The organism is Lentibacillus juripiscarius (assembly GCF_042685205.1).
Taxonomy (GTDB): Bacteria; Bacillota; Bacilli; order Bacillales; family Amphibacillaceae; genus Lentibacillus; species Lentibacillus juripiscarius.
In genome coordinates this window covers 185,155-203,051 of sequence record NZ_JBHUNA010000005.1, presented here as the reverse complement: position 1 = coordinate 203,051, position 17,897 = coordinate 185,155, and the positions used below count along the sequence as shown (strand labels likewise).

22 protein-coding genes are annotated in these 17,897 nt (G+C 41.8%); 12 read left to right on the top strand and 10 right to left on the bottom strand.

Annotated features, from left to right (window positions below; all coding sequences use genetic code 11):
• Positions 1-70: 70 nt before the first annotated feature.
• The 6 genes from ACFSUO_RS03885 to ACFSUO_RS03860 form a co-directional block, all read right to left on the bottom strand.
• The gene (locus ACFSUO_RS03885; protein WP_382391283.1) at positions 71-439 is read right to left on the bottom strand and encodes a YppG family protein; all 369 of its coding nucleotides are present in this window, start codon (positions 437-439) and stop codon (positions 71-73) included.
• Positions 440-520: 81 nt separating this feature from the next.
• Positions 521-796: a glutaredoxin family protein gene (locus ACFSUO_RS03880; protein ID WP_382391281.1), complete on the bottom strand. Its 276-nt coding sequence runs from the start codon at positions 794-796 to the stop codon at positions 521-523.
• 300 nt (positions 797-1,096) lie between these two features.
• A complete protein-coding gene (locus ACFSUO_RS03875) occupies positions 1,097-1,873 on the bottom strand; it encodes a PepSY domain-containing protein (protein ID WP_382391279.1) in 777 nt (258 codons plus the stop codon).
• Between the two features lie 115 nt (positions 1,874-1,988).
• On the bottom strand, positions 1,989-3,326 hold the full coding sequence (locus ACFSUO_RS03870) for a sensor histidine kinase (RefSeq protein ID WP_382391277.1): 1,338 nt from the start codon (positions 3,324-3,326) through the stop codon (positions 1,989-1,991).
• Complete coding sequence (locus ACFSUO_RS03865) at positions 3,323-4,015, bottom strand: response regulator transcription factor (RefSeq protein WP_382391275.1); 693 nt, start codon at positions 4,013-4,015, stop codon at positions 3,323-3,325. The genes ACFSUO_RS03870 and ACFSUO_RS03865 overlap by 4 nt, the downstream gene beginning before the upstream one ends.
• A 312-nt stretch (positions 4,016-4,327) precedes the next feature.
• Positions 4,328-6,232: an RNA-binding domain-containing protein gene (locus tag ACFSUO_RS03860; protein ID WP_382391273.1), complete on the bottom strand. Its 1,905-nt coding sequence runs from the start codon at positions 6,230-6,232 to the stop codon at positions 4,328-4,330.
• A 275-nt stretch (positions 6,233-6,507) separates the two neighbouring features.
• Here ACFSUO_RS03860 and ACFSUO_RS03855 point away from each other — a divergent pair, with 275 nt between their 5' ends.
• The 9 genes from ACFSUO_RS03855 (at position 6,508) to ACFSUO_RS03815 (ending at position 12,277) form a co-directional block, all read left to right on the top strand.
• Positions 6,508-7,050: a VOC family protein gene (locus ACFSUO_RS03855; protein WP_382391271.1), complete on the top strand. Its 543-nt coding sequence runs from the start codon at positions 6,508-6,510 to the stop codon at positions 7,048-7,050.
• A gap of 204 nt (positions 7,051-7,254) precedes the next feature.
• Positions 7,255-7,626, top strand: coding sequence for an ArsR/SmtB family transcription factor (locus ACFSUO_RS03850; RefSeq protein WP_382391269.1), 372 nt, complete (start codon positions 7,255-7,257; stop codon positions 7,624-7,626).
• Positions 7,601-9,682: a heavy metal translocating P-type ATPase gene (locus ACFSUO_RS03845; protein WP_382391267.1), complete on the top strand. Its 2,082-nt coding sequence runs from the start codon at positions 7,601-7,603 to the stop codon at positions 9,680-9,682. Before ACFSUO_RS03850 ends, ACFSUO_RS03845 begins: the two co-directional genes overlap by 26 nt.
• Positions 9,683-10,163: 481 nt before the next feature.
• A complete protein-coding gene (locus ACFSUO_RS03840) occupies positions 10,164-10,406 on the top strand; it encodes a hypothetical protein (RefSeq protein ID WP_382391265.1) in 243 nt (80 codons plus the stop codon).
• Positions 10,407-10,572: 166 nt separating this feature from the next.
• Positions 10,573-10,770, top strand: a complete 198-nt coding sequence (locus ACFSUO_RS03835) for a DUF2281 domain-containing protein (RefSeq protein ID WP_382391263.1) — start codon at positions 10,573-10,575, stop codon at positions 10,768-10,770.
• Complete coding sequence (locus ACFSUO_RS03830; RefSeq protein ID WP_382391261.1) at positions 10,745-11,098, top strand: type II toxin-antitoxin system PemK/MazF family toxin; 354 nt, start codon at positions 10,745-10,747, stop codon at positions 11,096-11,098. Before ACFSUO_RS03835 ends, ACFSUO_RS03830 begins: the two co-directional genes overlap by 26 nt.
• Positions 11,099-11,266: 168 nt before the next feature.
• The gene (locus tag ACFSUO_RS03825) at positions 11,267-11,455 is read left to right on the top strand and encodes a DUF4177 domain-containing protein (protein WP_382391259.1); all 189 of its coding nucleotides are present in this window, start codon (positions 11,267-11,269) and stop codon (positions 11,453-11,455) included.
• Positions 11,456-11,590: 135 nt separating this feature from the next.
• Entirely contained in the window at positions 11,591-11,902 is a 312-nt protein-coding gene (locus tag ACFSUO_RS03820; protein ID WP_382391257.1) for a TIGR04104 family putative zinc finger protein, read from the top strand.
• Between the two features lie 147 nt (positions 11,903-12,049).
• Positions 12,050-12,277, top strand: a complete 228-nt coding sequence (locus ACFSUO_RS03815; RefSeq protein ID WP_382391255.1) for a hypothetical protein — start codon at positions 12,050-12,052, stop codon at positions 12,275-12,277.
• A 310-nt stretch (positions 12,278-12,587) separates the two neighbouring features.
• On the opposite strand, the gene ACFSUO_RS03810 is transcribed toward ACFSUO_RS03815, so the two are convergent.
• Complete coding sequence (locus tag ACFSUO_RS03810; RefSeq protein WP_382391253.1) at positions 12,588-12,908, bottom strand: thioredoxin family protein; 321 nt, start codon at positions 12,906-12,908, stop codon at positions 12,588-12,590.
• A gap of 68 nt (positions 12,909-12,976) precedes the next feature.
• Positions 12,977-13,792 (bottom strand): DUF368 domain-containing protein, encoded by an 816-nt coding sequence (locus tag ACFSUO_RS03805; protein ID WP_382391251.1) that lies wholly within the window; start codon positions 13,790-13,792, stop codon positions 12,977-12,979.
• 169 nt (positions 13,793-13,961) lie between these two features.
• On the opposite strand from ACFSUO_RS03805, the gene ACFSUO_RS03800 reads away from it, so the two are divergent.
• On the top strand, positions 13,962-14,294 hold the full coding sequence (locus tag ACFSUO_RS03800) for a PadR family transcriptional regulator (RefSeq protein WP_382391249.1): 333 nt from the start codon (positions 13,962-13,964) through the stop codon (positions 14,292-14,294).
• Positions 14,294-14,986, top strand: a complete 693-nt coding sequence (locus ACFSUO_RS03795) for a DUF1129 family protein (RefSeq protein WP_382391247.1) — start codon at positions 14,294-14,296, stop codon at positions 14,984-14,986. Before ACFSUO_RS03800 ends, ACFSUO_RS03795 begins: the two co-directional genes overlap by 1 nt.
• Positions 14,987-15,059: 73 nt before the next feature.
• Here ACFSUO_RS03795 and ACFSUO_RS03790 read toward each other — a convergent pair whose 3' ends face one another.
• Both ACFSUO_RS03790 and ACFSUO_RS03785 read right to left on the bottom strand, forming a co-directional pair.
• Positions 15,060-16,232 (bottom strand): CapA family protein, encoded by a 1,173-nt coding sequence (locus tag ACFSUO_RS03790; protein WP_382391245.1) that lies wholly within the window; start codon positions 16,230-16,232, stop codon positions 15,060-15,062.
• An 88-nt stretch (positions 16,233-16,320) separates the two neighbouring features.
• The gene (locus ACFSUO_RS03785) at positions 16,321-17,469 is read right to left on the bottom strand and encodes a thiolase family protein (protein ID WP_382391243.1); all 1,149 of its coding nucleotides are present in this window, start codon (positions 17,467-17,469) and stop codon (positions 16,321-16,323) included.
• 254 nt (positions 17,470-17,723) lie between these two features.
• Between ACFSUO_RS03785 and ACFSUO_RS03780 the strand changes: the two genes are divergently transcribed.
• The gene (locus tag ACFSUO_RS03780; RefSeq protein WP_382391241.1) at positions 17,724-17,858 is read left to right on the top strand and encodes a YfhE family protein; all 135 of its coding nucleotides are present in this window, start codon (positions 17,724-17,726) and stop codon (positions 17,856-17,858) included.
• Positions 17,859-17,897 lie beyond the last annotated feature (39 nt).

Below are 17,897 nucleotides of genomic sequence, written 5' to 3'. Positions count from 1 at the left end.
TTCCACAGGTTCATTATGACAACCATAAAAGGTTGTTAAAAAGTCCGGTAAAAATAGACTATCGAAAACCTTATTGCCTGCCGCCGGGGTTCATATATTTCATAATGGATTGCACTTCCTTCACAACCGGTGCTAATTGCTGGGCCGTCTTGGCTGCCTGCCCTGCTGCTGCCATCATTTTTCCAACATCAAGTTCACCATTATCATCCTGAAAATAGTGGAGAAGATTGTTCGTTCCTGATGGCTGGCCTGGTATATGATGATTCTTAGCATATGGGTCTGGCATCGATGGCTGTTTAGGCTTGGCATACATTTCGAATGGCGTCGGTTGAGTTGCTGGATATCCAGCATTCATGGGAGTATATGGATAGGGGCTATGGTAATGTTCAGCGAAGTACGGATAAGGTGGCTGCTGGTAAGGAACATTTCTGTGGTGCATGTAACTTCCCCCTTTGCATGATGTATTCCTATTTTTTAGTTTATGTTAAATCAGCATAATCGTGCATGTAAAACACGGCATTCACCAGTGATTCGACGAGCTTCCATAAGAATGATGCTGCATCATGCCGAGTTCATATCTGATTTTATTGATTTGCGAGCCTAGAACCATCCTATCATTCACAACTGTAGCAGGTGTTCCGAAAATATCATTTTCCTGAAGTTCCTGCATGTATCTCCTGTTTTTAGTAACATTTCTCGTTTCATAATTAATCTGCCAATGATCCAACTGGCTAAGCAAATCTTTGCAATGCGGACTGTCTTCACTTATATATACAACAACACGCTGACTGACCATCCTGGGTCCTCCTTGGCTGTTTAGGTAATCTTTACTATCACCCTTCCCATTTACCCGTCCACATGACAATTTAAACATGTTTTTTACAAATCGATTACAAAACCCCCATGAAAACAATCTCTATGCAAAAAAACAGCAGCCCTTATCCCTGAAAAAAAGAGCTACTGTTCTTACTGCCGGCGCGTTATCCAGCCATGCCGGCAATCTGTACTATAAAAGAGCAGAGGCATCCCAACCCCTGCTTTTATTATAGAACCACCTGCAATACCAAGCTATGATCTGCATCACAGGTTCGATATTTTATTCTTCGTCATCATTATCCTCATCATCGTCTTCATCAATTTCCATAACGGCAATATCTCCGGTATATGCGTCAATTTCAATGGTTGCTTCCTGTTTTTTGGATTTCATTTCAATTTCATAACGCAGCTGTCCGTCATCTTCATCCAGTTCCAATTCCGTAATGGTCCCGGCAAATTGGTCTTTGGCAATGCTTTCTGCTTTAGCTGTACTGATAACAGTCGGACGGGAAGCGTCTTGTTTTTTGTTCGTTTTATCATTTTGTTTGCTTGCTTCATTATCATCTTTGTCACCGGTATTCTGGTTGAGTTCCATGCGGTCCCGGCTGTCTTTTTCATCGTCATCCTTGTCCTGACCGTCTTTGCTGCTGTCGTCATTGTTATCATCAGAGCGGGACTTTGCATCGCCATTCTGCTTATCGCTGTCTTTTTCTGTTTTTTCTTTTGTGTTAGATTCCTTGTCACCAGAGTCCTGTTCGACACTGCCTTTTGCGGCAAACTTTTTATCCAATTTCAAAATTTCGCCTGTATCGCCATCCAACTTCAGCTCATATTCTGTTCCATTATCATCTATCTCTGCTTCATACACTGCTCCGCTGCCATCCTTCTCCAGTTCCAATTCCGTTATTGTTCCGGGATACTGGGCCCCGATGACATCGCGAATCTCCTGTTCTTCCAGTTTGGGGCTCGCCTCGGTGGCACTTGAATGGAGGATGCCTACGCCCATGGCCGATAGACCAAGCAGAACAGACAGAACCATACCAACCTTTTTCTTCATCACAAGTTCCTCCTTATTTAATTTCTAATGCCATCATAACCGCTCACTCTGAAAAGACACTGTGCAAAAGATTAGAATTTGATGAGAAACTCTCGGGCACTGCAGTTTCCCTATTCTATAACGGCAATTTCAATGTGAACAAAGATCCTTGGCCGGGCTTGCTCGTGACGGTGATGGTACCGTGGTGAGCTTTAGCAATCATAGCTGCAATGGAAAGTCCCAGCCCGGTGCCGCCTGTTTCCCTGCTCCTTGACTTATCAAGCCGGTAAAACCGGTCAAATATGCTTTCCTGTTCACTGGCAGGAATTCCTCCCCCCTTATCTTCCACGTTTACGAGAACATAAGATGCATCCTGCCTGACAGCTACTGTGACTGTTTCCTCACTATATTTAAGCGCATTGTCCAGCAGAATATACACAACTTGCTGGATCTGGTCAGCATTTGCCCCGATTTGGATTGCCTCCGCCGGAGCGGAAAAATGAATTTTCCGGTCATAGGCTCCTTTGAACGTTTCCGTAACTGATCGGCATAAATCAACGATATCGATTGATTCAAACGCAGTACTTTCTTTATTTTTGGCAAGCAGCAGCATTTGTTCCACCAGTTTCTGCATCCGGTCTGCTTCAGAATTAATTGCCTCAGCCGACTCATTTAAGAGATTCTGATCAGCATGACCCCGGCGCTTCAATAACTGTGCATAGCTTTTGACAATGGAGATCGGTGTTTTTAATTCATGTGACGCATCTGAAACGAACATCTCTTGTTTCTCAAAATTCTCCTTCATGTGATCAATCATTCGATTAAATGTTCGTTCCATTTCACTCAGTTCATCTTTCGGGCGGCGTTCGATCGTAATTTTTTCCCATTTGCCGCCGGCAGAGTTTGCTTTCATCGTTTCCGTAAGGTCTTTCACCGGCCTTGTAATAAATCGGCTTAAAAACACCCCAGCCGCTACTGTCGGTACAAGCATAATGAAGGAGGCGATGGCGAGCACATAAAACAATGTTTCCATGGTCGATGTATGCCCTGTCAATTGTTTATAAACCCCTAATGTGACGACACTTCCATCATTCCAGATGATTGGCTTAGCGACCACTGCAAAATCGGGCTCATCTTTCATTGGAATGACATTGCGCTGTTCAGCCGTACCATAAGCAGCCGGAAGTTTCGTGTACGGATACTTTTTGGTCACTTGAACCAGATAATCCCCATTCTCCGCTATGACACGAATCATTCCTTCTGTGGGCAAAAATGCCTCCAGAAGCTCGCTTTCTGGTATGTTCGGGTTTTCTTTCAGTGTCTTGGCAATTTTAGTCGCTTCAGCCGCCAGTTCATCCTGCTCACTGTCCAGTGAGGTACGCTGAAATAAATAATAGATAGATGTATTAACGAGCAGAATCAGTAAGAGCATAAACAAACTTGAAAACAAAATAATCTTGACTGACAGTTTCATGCCTTATGTTCCTTTATCGTATACCCAACGCCACGCACCGTTTGAATGTAGGCCTGGTCAAATCCTTTGTCGACTTTTTGCCGCAAATAACGAACGTAAACATCAACGACATTCGTGTCACCAAAATAATCATAGCCCCAAACCTCTTCAATAAGCTGGTCTCTTGTCAGGACAATGTTTTTATTTTTCACAAGGTATACGAGGAGATCAAACTCCCTTGGTGTCAGTTCAATTTGTTTGGTACCGCGCTGGACTTCGCGTGAAGACATGTTCACTTGCAAATCACCAACTGACAGCTCTTCGCCATTACTGGCTGTTGTTGTTCTCTGACGCAAATGCACCCTGATCCGCGCAAGAAGCTCCTCAATTTGGAACGGCTTCGTCATATAATCGTTCGCACCCTGGTCAAGACCGCTTACTTTATCATGTACCTGATCCCGTGCTGTCAGCAGAATAATCGGTGTTGTCTCATCAAATCGTCTGACCCGGCGGAGCACTTCCAGCCCGCTTAATTCCGGCAGCATGATATCAAGCAGAACCAGATCCCAATCCCGGCTGGTTAAAAGCTCAAGCGCCGTTTTGCCATTATCCGCAACCGTCGTGCTGTAATTCTCATAATCCAGCTCAAGCTGTAATACTCTACTCAGTTTTTGTTCATCTTCTACAATCAATATATTTGGCTTTTCCATTTTAACTCAATCACCTGCTTTACTAGAGGTTGTTCAAATTCCGGTAAAAATGACACTTCGATAGCTCATGTATTCAAGGCAACAGATGATTCATCTTCAGCTGACATTAATTCGTTTAAAAGATACTTTAGAGAACGTTACCCTCTAACTATGTAGGCTTTGACCTTTTATTACCTAGGCTCGCCTACTATTACCGGAGTTTTTTAATGTTATTACCTAAGAAACTTAACTTGTACCGAGGTCTTTTGACATTCTTGTCCAAGGAAAAAATAATAAAAAGTAACTACCTTTATCTGGGCAGCTACTAATCATTCACATATTCTGTACAGCTTTATAAGCCTGACTTTTATGACTTGGAGTATTTGGATAGCGAGGCTCTAACTTATTCATCTCCACAAGCTTCTTTATGTGGTTTTTTCTCAAACCCCCGGGATCTCTTTTTAATAAGTAAGCTAATTCATTTACTGTCATAAACTGTTCAGAACACAATGATAGTATTAGATCTCTTAGTACTTCTGGTTTAAGTCTCGATTTTTCTCGAGCAGGTTTCGCGATTTCCAATAACCTTTTGTTCTCAGTAGGAACTTCTTCATTATTACCTAAGTTTCCCTCATTATTACCTAGGATTTTCTCTTTATTACCTAGGCCCTCCCCACTATTACCGGGGTTTTCTTCATTATTACCTAGGTTAAAGGTCTTTTCATTACTATGCTTATTTTCTTCGCTATCCAAAAAAACATCAGAAAGTATATATGTTCTTCCACGACCAGAGCCCTGTGGTAATAATAACCCCTCTTCAACTAAGTTGGATAATATTTTATTTATTTCTTTTGAATGTTTATTTGTCAATTCTTGCAAACGAACATTAGTCACATTTTTTTCTTGATAAGCAGTAACGAGTACTAAAAGTTCATCTGGTGAAAGGAGATGGGAACGGTCCATTAACGCCCCTTTTATATAAGACACAATTTCATTCGGCAACAAAGATGTAGGTAACAAGGTTAGTGTGGTTCTCTCCGGTTGAAACTCTTCTAGAAAAGCTGGCCTTTTCCAATGTTGTCGTTTCCAAGTAGTATGGATACTTTCCAATCCATACCCTGAGCGCTCGCCTAAACCAATTTGCGCAAACATCTTAAAAATCAGAGGGTTTCTCGGATCACTATTCCCCCCAACAATTGCCTTTTCATAAGGCATCCTTAAAATACCGGGATTAGAGAATCGAAAAAAGCTCTTTTTCTTTTCAATTACAATTCCCACTTCACCAAAATAATTTGCATGTATTATGGTATTCAGTACTGCCTCCCTAAGAGCCTTATGAACCCGTGATTCTGTCTGCCGTATAAGTTCATCTCCCTCTAACTGAAATGGAACGTCGATATCAGAAGTTATTTTGCCAATAACTTTGAAATAAAAGTCAAATAAATTTCCGGACCATGTTCCATCTTGAGAGGTTATCCTGTTTGACCATCGCTGTCCCGGATTATCAGAAAGTTTCTCCCTGTAATCTAAGAAATAATGAGGAAAGTAATCAGTTATAGATTTTTCCACACCAAACATCAGTAATCCGCCGATTGTCAAACCTTCTTTTTTTGTTACACGATTCTTATTCCAACCGCCTATTCTAACTAGGAATTCTATGTCGTCATGTTCATTCCACGTACTATCCGGTTTTAAGTTAGCAAACCTTTTACGGTAACTTCTTAGTGATTCCATATTAATGTCATTCATGTCAAAGTTCTCTAATATCAGACTATCTTGTGAAGATGAGGATTGTTCCGCAATCATTCGCTGAACCTCTTTTTCACTACATTTATAATCCCCTTCAAAGTTGCGACGATATGTACCCGCATAAGGATTTTGTCCAACATAAACAGGCTTTTGTTGGCGCATCGCCCTTGGCACGACAATCTTTAAAATATTATTACCATCAATTTCTAAAGGAATAACATCATCGTTTTGAAGAATATTTGCACTTATTTTTTGAGAATTATTGATATTATCCCAAAAATCCTTTTGAAGTTTGACTACATCAACGTTTTCAGGATAAAATTCACCTTTATCTTCTTTTATACCTAACAGTATAATGCCCCCATTTGTATTAGCAAATGCAGAATATGTGTACCACATTTCTTTTGGTACCTTACCCTTAGCCAGTTTACATTCAAGTTCAACGTCTTCACCACTGTCAATAAGATTCCAAAAATCTGAACTATTCACTGTTTCACCTCCAATATAAACATTTAAGTTTAAAGATCCAAGCATATGACTACTATCTCAATTTTAACCTAAAAATTATTTTATTAGAAATAAGTTCTCTATATCTAATGCATAATCCTTCTTTTTTATCAAACATACTCACATCTTCCAGGTTTTTAACTGGCGTTCACATAAAAGATGAGAACCTGAACACATGTGAACTTGAGCCAATTCCTCGCTAAAGTCCCATGCAAACAGTAAAATGATACCAAAAATAACTGTCAGGAGGCGTTTACATGCTTGCACTTGACCATATTATCATTGCTGCCAGCAGCCCGGAACAGGCCGCTCATAATTTTAGTGAGAGACATCGCATAAAAGTCGCACAAGGCGGACAGCACGCGAATTGGGGAACATACAATTATCTGGCATACTTCGAGAACGACTGTTATATCGAGTGGATTGGCATCACAGACTGGACAGTTGCGAAAGAATCAGATAATCCGTTGATCCAGCTTCTGGTCCGTAAGCTTTCCAATGGTGTGGAAGGCCCGGTCCAATATGCGCTCCGGACAGAACGGATGGATGATTGTATTGAAAACTTGAAGACACTAGATACCCCGTACACAGGCCCATTCCCCGGCAGCCGGAAACGTCCGGATGGGCGCCTTTTGGAATGGCGGATGCTGTTTCCTGCATCTGCTGAAGATGTGCTACCATTTCTGATTGAATGGGGCGAAGTAAAAAATAAGCCGTCGGACAGCAGCCTGATTAATAACCGGGAGATTCATTCGCTGACTGCTAATATAAGCGATTCTGCCACGTTTGCATCCTTTTAAAGCTGTCGTTTTCCCGCCAGACAACCCAGTTGGAAAACACGAGCTTAACCATGGCGGACCGGCTTGACTTTTCAATCAGCTAATTACTGGCTCGAATTGCTGCATTCCTTTTTAGCTAAAGAGGGGTGCCGGGTTTTTTATTGACATTCAAATATATATTAGAATATACTATGATCAAACATATATTTGAATGAGGTGAATCCCATGCCAAACGATATGTGCGACGTAACTTGTGTAAATGAGGAGAAAGTTAATCATGTGAAGAAGAAGATAAATATCGATGCCGTAAACGAAGCCATCCATTTATATAAACTGCTGGCTGACCGGAATCGACTGCAAATAGCTTATGCATTATTGGTCGAGCATGAACTATGTGTTTGTGATATTGCCAACATTATCAATGCAACCATTGCTACAACATCCCATCATTTGCGGAAACTGCATAAAGCTGGGATTACCACATACCGGAAAGAAGGCAAACTCGCTTTTTATTCGCTGGCGGACAGCCATATAAAACCATTCATCGCACAAGGTTTGCTTAACGAAAAGGATGGTGAAACCTATGCCGTCCAATGAGCAGACATACCGGCTTAATGGAATTTCCTGTGCCAACTGTGCAAAGACATTTGAGAACAATGTAAAAGATCTCGACGGTGTAGAAGATGCAACGGTCCACTTTGCTTCATCGAAAATTAATGTTGTCGGTGATACATCTATTGCTGATATTGAGAAGGCCGGATCCTTCGAAAATATTAAAGTGATCACCGAACATACCGATCCTGAAAAAGAGCCATTCTGGGTCCGTCATGACAATGTTCTGCTGGCGATTCTATTGCTTGCGTTTGGCCTGACAGCAGCCTTTACATTCGGCAGTGCCCATTATTTGCCGAAAGTGTTATATGGCTTTTCCGCGCTAATCGGAGGACTGTCCCTGTTTCAAACAGGTTTACGCAATCTGACAAAAGCCCGCTTTGATATGAAAACATTGATGACCATTGCCGTCATCGGAGCAGTGCTCATTGGGGAATGGCGGGAAGCAGCAGTTGTCGTGATTTTGTTCGCCATCAGTGAAGCGCTGGAATCCTATTCAATGGACAAAGCACGTTCCTCCATCCGCTCGCTTATGCAAGTTTCGCCGAATAATGCTCATATCAGACGTAATGGCCAGGAGCAGACGATGGCTGTAGAAGATATAGCAATCGGCGACGTGATGCTGGTCAAACCGGGCGAACGGATTGCGATGGATGGCACGATTATAAAGGGGGCCTCTTCCATCAATCAAGCTGCCGTTACAGGTGAATCCATCCCTGCCGAAAAAACAGCTGGTAACGAGGTTTTTGCCGGTACCATCAACCAGGACGGATTCCTTGAAATCGAAGTCACGAAAAAAACGGAAGATACCACCATTGCTAAAATCATTCACATGGTGGAAGACGCCCAGAGCGAGCGTGCGCCGGCACAGGCATTTGTGGACCGGTTCGCTGCCTATTACACACCAGCTATTATCGCCATTGCCATGCTGGTTGCAATTGTTCCGCCCCTTTTTGGCGGCGTTTGGAGCACGTGGATTTATCAGGGGCTCGCCGTACTCGTGGTCGGCTGCCCATGTGCACTGGTCATCTCCACTCCAGTTGCCATCGTGACTGCCATCGGTAACGCCGCCCGCAATGGTGTACTGATAAAAGGCGGCATCCATCTGGAACAAATCGGCACAATCGATACAATCGCATTTGATAAAACTGGCACCCTGACCAAAGGAACACCTAAAGTAACGGACATTCATTTTTTCACCAATGAACGCCATAGAACACTCCAGTATCTAAGTGGACTGGAAGCCAAATCAACCCACCCGCTAGCAAACGCGGTGTTGGACTATGTCAAAGAGGAAGAGCCGGACGTGGCAGCCGCAGACGTACAGTCCTTCACTACTGTTCACGGCAAAGGCATCCAGGGAGAAATCGACGGAAAAACTGTTTATGCCGGTTCACCGGACTTTTTCAAGAACGTGCCTGATCATCCGATTGTGAATTATCAGGAAGAGGGCAAAACGGTCATGCTTTGTGGTACAGACAAAGATCTGCTGCTGGCTGTTGCCCTGCGCGACGAACCACGGGAAGAAAGCAAAAACGTTATTAAAAAGCTGTATGACCTTGGCATCAAGAAAACAGTCATGCTCACCGGGGACCACAAGCAGACAGCGAAGGCATTGAAGAACGATCTGGCTTTGACGGACGTAAAAGCCGGCCTATTGCCTGAAGATAAACTGCATTTCGTCAAGGAGCATGAAAACGGCAATATTGCGATGATTGGGGACGGCATCAATGATACCCCCGCACTGGCTGCATCCAAAGTCGGTATGGCGATGGGCTCCGCCGGTACAGACAGTGCACTGGAAACAGCCGACGTTGCTTTCATGGGCGATGACGTGACCAAACTGCCATACACCGTGAAACTAAGCCGAAAAACACTGGCCATCATCAAGGAAAACATCAGCTTTGCCATTGGTATTAAGATTCTCGCACTTCTGCTCGTCATCCCAGGCTGGCTGACCCTATGGATTGCAATATTTGCTGATATGGGGGCGACACTGCTCGTCACATTGAACGCACTACGGCTGATGAGGATAAACTAAAATGTATACTGCCGGGATGCAAAATCGCCAAAACATCCCCGAAGGCCACTGATAAACCAAAACCCAGCACTACCGCCAACAGAAAAAAGTCACTCCCATAACGGTAACTTGTTCACTTACGGTGGAAAAAATATAAAATCACATTATATTTAGCGTACTAAATCACATAAAATTTAGTGCGCTATTTTTCTTGGCATAACAACGTTCAAATGAACAATTTATGATTTTATCATTCGAAATAACACGACAAATGACAATATTTATTGCATTGCTAAAATACCTTCTATTATAAGAGCGAAATTAACGTATATTGTGCAAAGGGAGAGATGCATTTTTAAAATTTTAACCTGGTATCCTGAATATTTATGTTAAAATAAATCTAAAGATTATAACGGAAATTGTCTTAAATTGAGCATTCTTGGTTTCAAACTTTATACAACAAACGGGTCATTTTATAGCATAAAAAGGGGAGGGAATTAAAATGACATCTTGGATTTCTTGGGTTGCAGTGGGGCTTATGGTGACTGTATTACTTTATGCCATTTTTAGTATCTTTTTAAAAAAACCATTAGGCTTATATATTGCAACAGCATTCCATATTGTTTTAGATATTTTATCACTTCCATCAATCGGATTATATGTATTAGGATTGGCTGTTATTGAATTAATCATAGGAATTATAATGACTGTAAAACTTCATCGTAAAACGGGTGATTTAGCTTAATAAAAATTAACACTTACAACAATAGGTCAGCCAGTACAATGACTAGCTGACCATATAATACGATCGGGCGCGATTGTGTATTAGTATTTTAATTTTGAATATATAGTGTATCGTAACATTAAGTGGTATAATAAAATAAAATATTCATGGAAGAGGTGATCATTACATGAATACAGCTAAGGATCGTTTACTTAAAATTATTGATGAAATACCTGAAAAAGAAGTGGATAAAATTCTGGATTTTGCAGAGTATTTAAAAGCTAAAAGTGATAAAAATGTGTCTGAGGATTTAACAAAAGCTAGTGAGAGTAGCCTGAGTTTTTGGGATAATGATATCGATGACGAGGTTTGGAACAATGTATAAACAAGGTGATATTGTTTTAATACCAGTTCCATTCAGTGATTTAAAACACCGAAAGCAACGTCCTGTACTTATTATGTCAAGCGATAGTTATAACGAAATGACTGAAGATATCGTAGTTTTAGCCATCACTTCAAAATTAAAGGACCTTGCGTATTCAGTAGCGATTGAATCAAAAGATTTAACAGAGGGCGAACTTAAAGTAACATCAGAAATTAGGGCAGACAAAGTATACACGCTTTCAAAAAATATCGTCAGAAAGAAATTTGGACAGGTGAACACTGAGATTTTGGAAGACGTTCGGGTAAAAATAAACGAACTGATAAAATAACTGTGATCAAGGGGGCTGTGTTACAGTCCCCTTGCTGTATGGAAGTTGTGGCTTTCCATTTTAAAACCAGGCATAATTTTTAATTAGAACCTTTCAGCCACTTTTGCGTAATGAGAGAAGAATATATTCGAGATGAATTGAACATAAAAATTTCAGGAGGTTATTTTAGTGTATGAACATAAATTTGTGAAAGTTGATTTATCCGCTTTTAAACGTACTCCTGAGGAAGATTATCATTCGGTTGTTTATGAACACGAAAAAGAAGGATGGGAGTTAATACAAATTTTCGCACCAGGAATAAAAAGTTACGGTATGCCTTCCTTCTATGAGTTAATATTTAAACGCAAGAAAGACTAAGAGCTTTCAATTTCGATTGATATAATGATGGTTGTTTCACTAGCTTCAATTTTTCCGGAAAAGGGCACTAATCCGGAATAAAAGAGTGTTCATTACTAATTCATAGGGATGTATTGGTGAAGGGAAGTGATTTAAATGCCAATTTGCCAGAATTGTAACAATAAGTGGAGTTGGAAACAAACTATCAAAAAAACCACTACATTAAATCCAGCAATGACTTGCCCTTATTGTGGGGAGAAGCAATACCAAACACAAAAATCAAGAATGAAAAACGGTGCTTTAAACATTGTCATCCTATTACCGCTTTTGCTTAACATTTTCTTTGATATTCCAGGGTTTATCTTGCTTAGTTTATTCCCTATTTTATTTATTGTAATTATGTCACTTTACCCATTTTTTATAAAGATAAGCAGCAAGGAAGAGTATATAAATTTTTTTAAAACATAAGCGTTCTAAAATTCCTCAACGGGCGCGCTTACGGAATAAACATTCAGCCCCCGTCTTGTGTATAAGAGCCATTTAATTGAATAAGTAAAACTGTGAAAATTGTTTAAGGTGAGGCGAGAAATCAATATGTTTTTAGCACGCCCAGCAATGGATTTAAAACAGGAGTATATTGATTTTTACCAGGAGTGGAAAGAAAGTGGAGAAGAAATGATACCTTTCGTGATTAAGAAGAATCCAGTGGACTTTCAATCAATGCTAAACTATTTATCTGATTGCGAAAAAGGGATAGAACCACCAGAAAGTTGGATACCAGAAAGCTCCACATACTGGTTAATAGATAATAACGAAATGCAACTAATGCAGCATCTTAAATAACGGCGGAATAAGTGATAAGGACTTTATTGACGAGCAGAATAATATCTTAAAAAGGTACTGGATTGAACTTAATTAAAGCTGTGTCCTTTGTCAAATAAATGGGAGCACTTGTTGAACAATCAAATTAAACAGCTCAGTTCACATTTAACTGAGCTGTTTTATTTTTAGTGACAAATACCACCACAAAGTAATCTTTTTAATCCGTCTAAATTAATTAACCCGTTAATAACGGTCTGGAAAAGGTACTGATATTTTGAGTCTTCTTCTCATTAAGTGAATTCTTGCCATAACGGGATTGACTTTTTTCGGGTTATGCCAGCTGTTGGTGCAGGAATTCACTTACCGAATCCGGTGTTTTGGTATCAGCGCTGTGCTGGTGAGCGAGTTTTTCACCATCTTTGAAAATCAGGATACTTGGAATACCCATCACATCATATTTTTGCGCGATGCCTTTCACTTCATCACTGTTGATCTCGTACCAGCCATAATTGCTGAATTCCTCCATAATATCTCCGATGAACATGTCCATGCGTTTGCAGTCGGGGCACCAGTCCGCGAAAAACTTCACAATCACCGGCTTATCTGACTGAATTATCTCGTTGAACTGTTCTTCTGTATCAATATGTTTCATAATCAACACCCCTTTCATACTTCTATTTTCATTGTACCGATTTTTCATTCACTTGTCTTATAGTTTGTTCAGGATTCATATTCAACCTTACCAAGCAAGTAGGCTGCTCCCAGCCCCATCGCAAAAGTGACAATACTTACAAGTACCAGTGACGATTCAACCGGCCATCCGGGGAACACGACAAAGATGGATCCAACAACAAGACCGATAACAAGGGCGAACGTAGCAGCGCGGTAATTGGCCAAAAAGAAATTAATGATTTTACTCATCACCGCAATACCTAATACAATGCCGATGCCCACTACCGCAACAACGTCCAGCTGCAGATTGCTGATCCCATTAATGATGGTTTGATAGACACCGATAATCATTAATATGAGCGATCCGCTGATTCCCGGCAAAATCATCGCTGAACTCGCAATGAAGCCTGAGGAAAGCAGCAAAATATACGTTGATAAGGTTTTATCCTCGATGGCGGTTCCTTCACCTGCACTTAAAAAAGCCATCGACCCGACGATCGCTGTCCCAATCAGTAAGAGCAGAACATGTTTAGTCTTAAATGAATTTTTCGCATCCGCCTGATGAAATAAATAGGGCAATATCCCCAGAATCAGCCCTAAAAAGAAAAACTGCAGTGGCTTCGGATAATGGTCAAATAACCATTGAATCAGATTGCTCAATGAGAAAATAGCTATAACAATGCCGGTACCAAGCGGAATCAGAAATCCCAGTTGTTTTTTCCAATCTTTGCTTAACAAGCCATTTATGGAAGCGATCAACCGGTCATAAATTCCAAGCAACACGGCAATCGTTCCCCCGCTCACGCCAGGGATGACATCACTTGTTCCCATCAGTATACCACGATAAATATTTTTCCATTCCATGTGTCCAAATCTCCCTCTATAACATCGCTCATTTTACAATCATACCGTCATCATATCAAATTATGATTGCAATTTACATCAAAGTTTTATATACTTTCATCATAGCTACTTTGTCATACAAGGTAGCGTCTTACGGTTAGTATCTTGTATTGCAAGGTAGGTTGAAAACATGTCGTTAAGAAGTCAACTACTAAAAGGTATTCTGGAAGGTTGCATTTTATCCATTATCAATCAGCAGCCGACATACGGCTATGAACTTTCCGTGAAACTGCAAGAGTTCGGGCTGGACGATGTCAGCGAAGGCTCCATCTACCCCATATTGCTGCGTCTTCAAAAAGAGGGGTTGATCCAGGGGGAAATGAAAAAATCGGAAACCGGGCCGAAGCGGAAATATTATTATTTAACTGACGAAGGCCACGAAGCACTAGAGCAATTTATCCATCATTGGACAACGATTAAACAGCCGGTGGATAATATTATCGAAAAAGGAGGCAAGGGTTAGTGAATACAAAGGATTTAATCCAGCTTAACAATGAAAAGCGGGAACAATTAACCGAGAAAAATAGCGAATACTATGGCGATATGCTTGTCTATATACGGACGAATTTTAATAAATCCGAACGTTATACGGAAGAAGTACTGCTGGAGTTACTGGAACACCTACTGCAAGCACAAGAAGAAGGCAGGACTGCCAAAGAAGTGTTTGGGGAAGACCCAAAAGCATACTGTAATGACATCATCGGCGAAATTCCTGCTGAGAAAAAAACCAATCGACTTACATTTGTTTTCTATATTGTTATGAATCTTATCGGCGTCGTCGGCATAACTGTCGGAGTCGTAGGGTTTGCCTTACATTATTTCTTCGATCTCGGAAGCGGCAATATTTCAATCCCGCTCGGGTCCGGAATACTGATAATAGTAACTGACTTATTGCTTTTGTGGTTGTTTATTACGATTATTTTAAAATGGATTCAAAGCTCTACATTCAAAGAAAAACAACCAAAAAAATGGGTGGAATTTTTACAGCTATGGATAATATGTGCACTGTTCATCGGCCTGACGCTGCTTGTACCAAGATTTATGCCGGATTACGGGTCTGTTTTTCACATGTCGTTTCCGACTGTTATCCTGATCGGTGCGGTTCTTTACATTATTTCATTTGCCATGAACAAAAGAATGCGAATAATAAAGTGAAAAATAATCATCCCCGCTCCATAGTAGGGCGGTTTTTGCCGTCGCGGAACACGGGACCAATCCCATGTCCCGGTTATTCCTCAATAAATTCCAGTTCCGGCACCCATTGTGACATGTGGTCTTTTATTTCTTGATAATGATCCTGGGCATTTGTCAATTCATCATTGGTGAGTTCATGCATTGGGGCAACTTCATAATTGGCCCAATCTTTGAATTTCACAAATGTCGGCATAAACCGAGGCGCTTTTACTTCAATGGTTTCCTTTTCACCCTTGATTGTCTTCTCAATAGCGAACTTAAAAATACCTCCAATCCGGCGGTAAAATTCATCCTGGCCGGACAGGAAATTGCCGAGTGAATAAACAGCCAGTGTCCGGTGCCCGTTCTTACCTTTAACCCAATCAACGGGCTGCAGGACATGTGGATGATGACCAAGCACAACATCGGCACCGTTATCAGCAGCAAATTGGACAAGATCCTTTTGTTCTTTACTTGGCATTCGTTCATACTGGTTACCATAATGCAGACTTAATACAACGGCATCCGCCTGCTGGTTTGCTTCTTTCATCCGTTTGCTCATTCGTTCTTTATCAATCAGATTGACGAGATAGTCTTTTCCCGCCGGAACCGGAATCCCGTTTGTTCCATACGTATACGCTAAAAATGCAACCGAAATACCTTCATCCGTTTCATACACACGCAGCTCGTTGCTGTCAGCTTTACTTTTATAAGCCCCTGTATACATCATATCTATTTTTTCCCAGTGTTCAATAGCGCTTTTGATTGCCTCTTCCCCACCGTCCAGCGTATGATTATTCGCCAGCGACACGACGTCAACACCGGCATTTTTTAAGGCACCGCCGACTGCATATGGGCTGTTGAATGTCGGGTAGGATGACAGCCCCAGCACTTCACCGCCAATCATCGTCTCCTGATTAGCAAATGTTATCGTTGTATCATTCAGATACGGCTTTACGCGCTTCAGCATTGGCTTAAAACTAAAATCACCATCATCTGTCCGGGCATCTTCATAGACAGTGTCATGGATAAGCATGTCACCAATGGCGGAGAGGGTAATCTTTTTCTTCGTAACCTCAGGCCCTTCCGATTCTTTAGATTTCTCCGCTTCCTGGTTTGGCTGTTCATTTGTTTCTGCAGGTTTCTCCGAATCGTCGTCTGAGCACGCCGCCAGAAACAGACAGACAACTGAAACAGCCAAAATCCACACTAATTGACCCCGTTTCATGTATTTTAGCTCCTTCGTCATTTTGCTCTCATCATAACATGACTGATGCCAAAAAACGACAACTTTTGCGCACATTCGCGAGTACAATCTACCATTTTTCTATCACGGTTGCATTGGCCATCCCCATGCCCTCACAAATAGCCAGTAACCCATACTGGCTATCGGAACGCTCCAATTCATTGACTAGCGAGACCAATAGCTTCGTTCCGGTTGCACCTAACGGGTGGCCTAGCGCAATTGCACCGCCATTTACGTTTAGCTTGTCACTATCTGCTCCTGTCTCCTGCAGCCAGGCAAGCGGGACAGGAGCAAATGCTTCATTGACTTCAAACCGATCGATTTGGTCAATTGTTAACTTCGCCTTTTTCAGCACCTGTCTTGTTGCTTCGATTGGCCCCGTCAGCATCAGTGTCGGATCAGAGCCAACAACCGTACGCGCAATGATTCTGGCTTTCGGCCGCAGCCCCAATTCCTCCGCTTTCTCCCGCGACATTAACAGCACCGCACTTGCCCCATCACTCATTTGACTCGCATTCCCAGCTGTGATCTTTCCACCCTCCTGAAATACCGGCTGCAGTTCCGCTAGTGCTTCTGGTGTTGTATCAGCACGCGGCCCTTCATCAATGTCTGCCATCTCAAGTCGTCCATTTTCATCGCTAGTTTCTACCAGAACGATCTCTTCTTCAAAGTGACCTTTCTCAATGGCTGTCAGTGCCCTCTGATGGCTATTATAGGAAAATGCATCCAGTTCTTCCCTAGTTAAATTCCACTCTGAAGCAATTTTTTCTGCTGAAATACCCTGATTGACAATGTCATAGGTTGCAGTCAGTTTTTCACTTGGCTCTGTCCCTTTCATGTTTGAAAACATTGGTGCACGCGTCATGTTCTCCACTCCGCCGGCAATGATAATGTCCATGTCACCCGCGGCAATCGCCTGTGCACCAAAATGAACGGCCTGCTGACTGGATCCGCATTGCCGGTCAATCGTGACACCCGGCACATGAGATGGAAATTCAGCAATCAGTGCCGCTGTCCGGGCGACATTACCGCCTTGTTCCTTGACTTGGGTCACACAGCCCAAAATAACATCATCAACGGCGGACTTCTCGACATTCGAGCGATTGACCAGTTCATCAAGCACAATTGCCGCTAGCTCATCCGACCGATAATCCGCAAACATTCCTTTTCGTCGTCCCACGGCTGTCCGGCACCCATCTACAATAACTACTTCTCGCATAACGCACCCCTTTCACGACATCCTCCCTATATTATATCTGACTCTTCTTAAAATGAGAACTTTCTATCTCTTATGATTATAATCGAACCCGACCACTTCAAAGTGTCATCAGGATTTTTAAAATTTACGACACCTTTTTCAGAATGGAGACGATAGTAGTTATAAGGGTAGAGGAAAGAACTTAACGAAAATGTTTAACATAATACACACAGGGAACAAGTTAATAGATTCTATTAGTAGAAAGGAAGTCTCACATGCGAAACACACAATATCAGCCAACGCAGAACAAACAGATGACAGATGCGCAGGAAGTCCACTTTGCTAGGGCCTTCAAACAGGCAGACATTGCCGGCGGGTTCCGCAGAGCAAACTCCAGTGAAACAAAATAGAAACTGCAGCTGTTAAGAGACATACGTATTCCCTTTCCT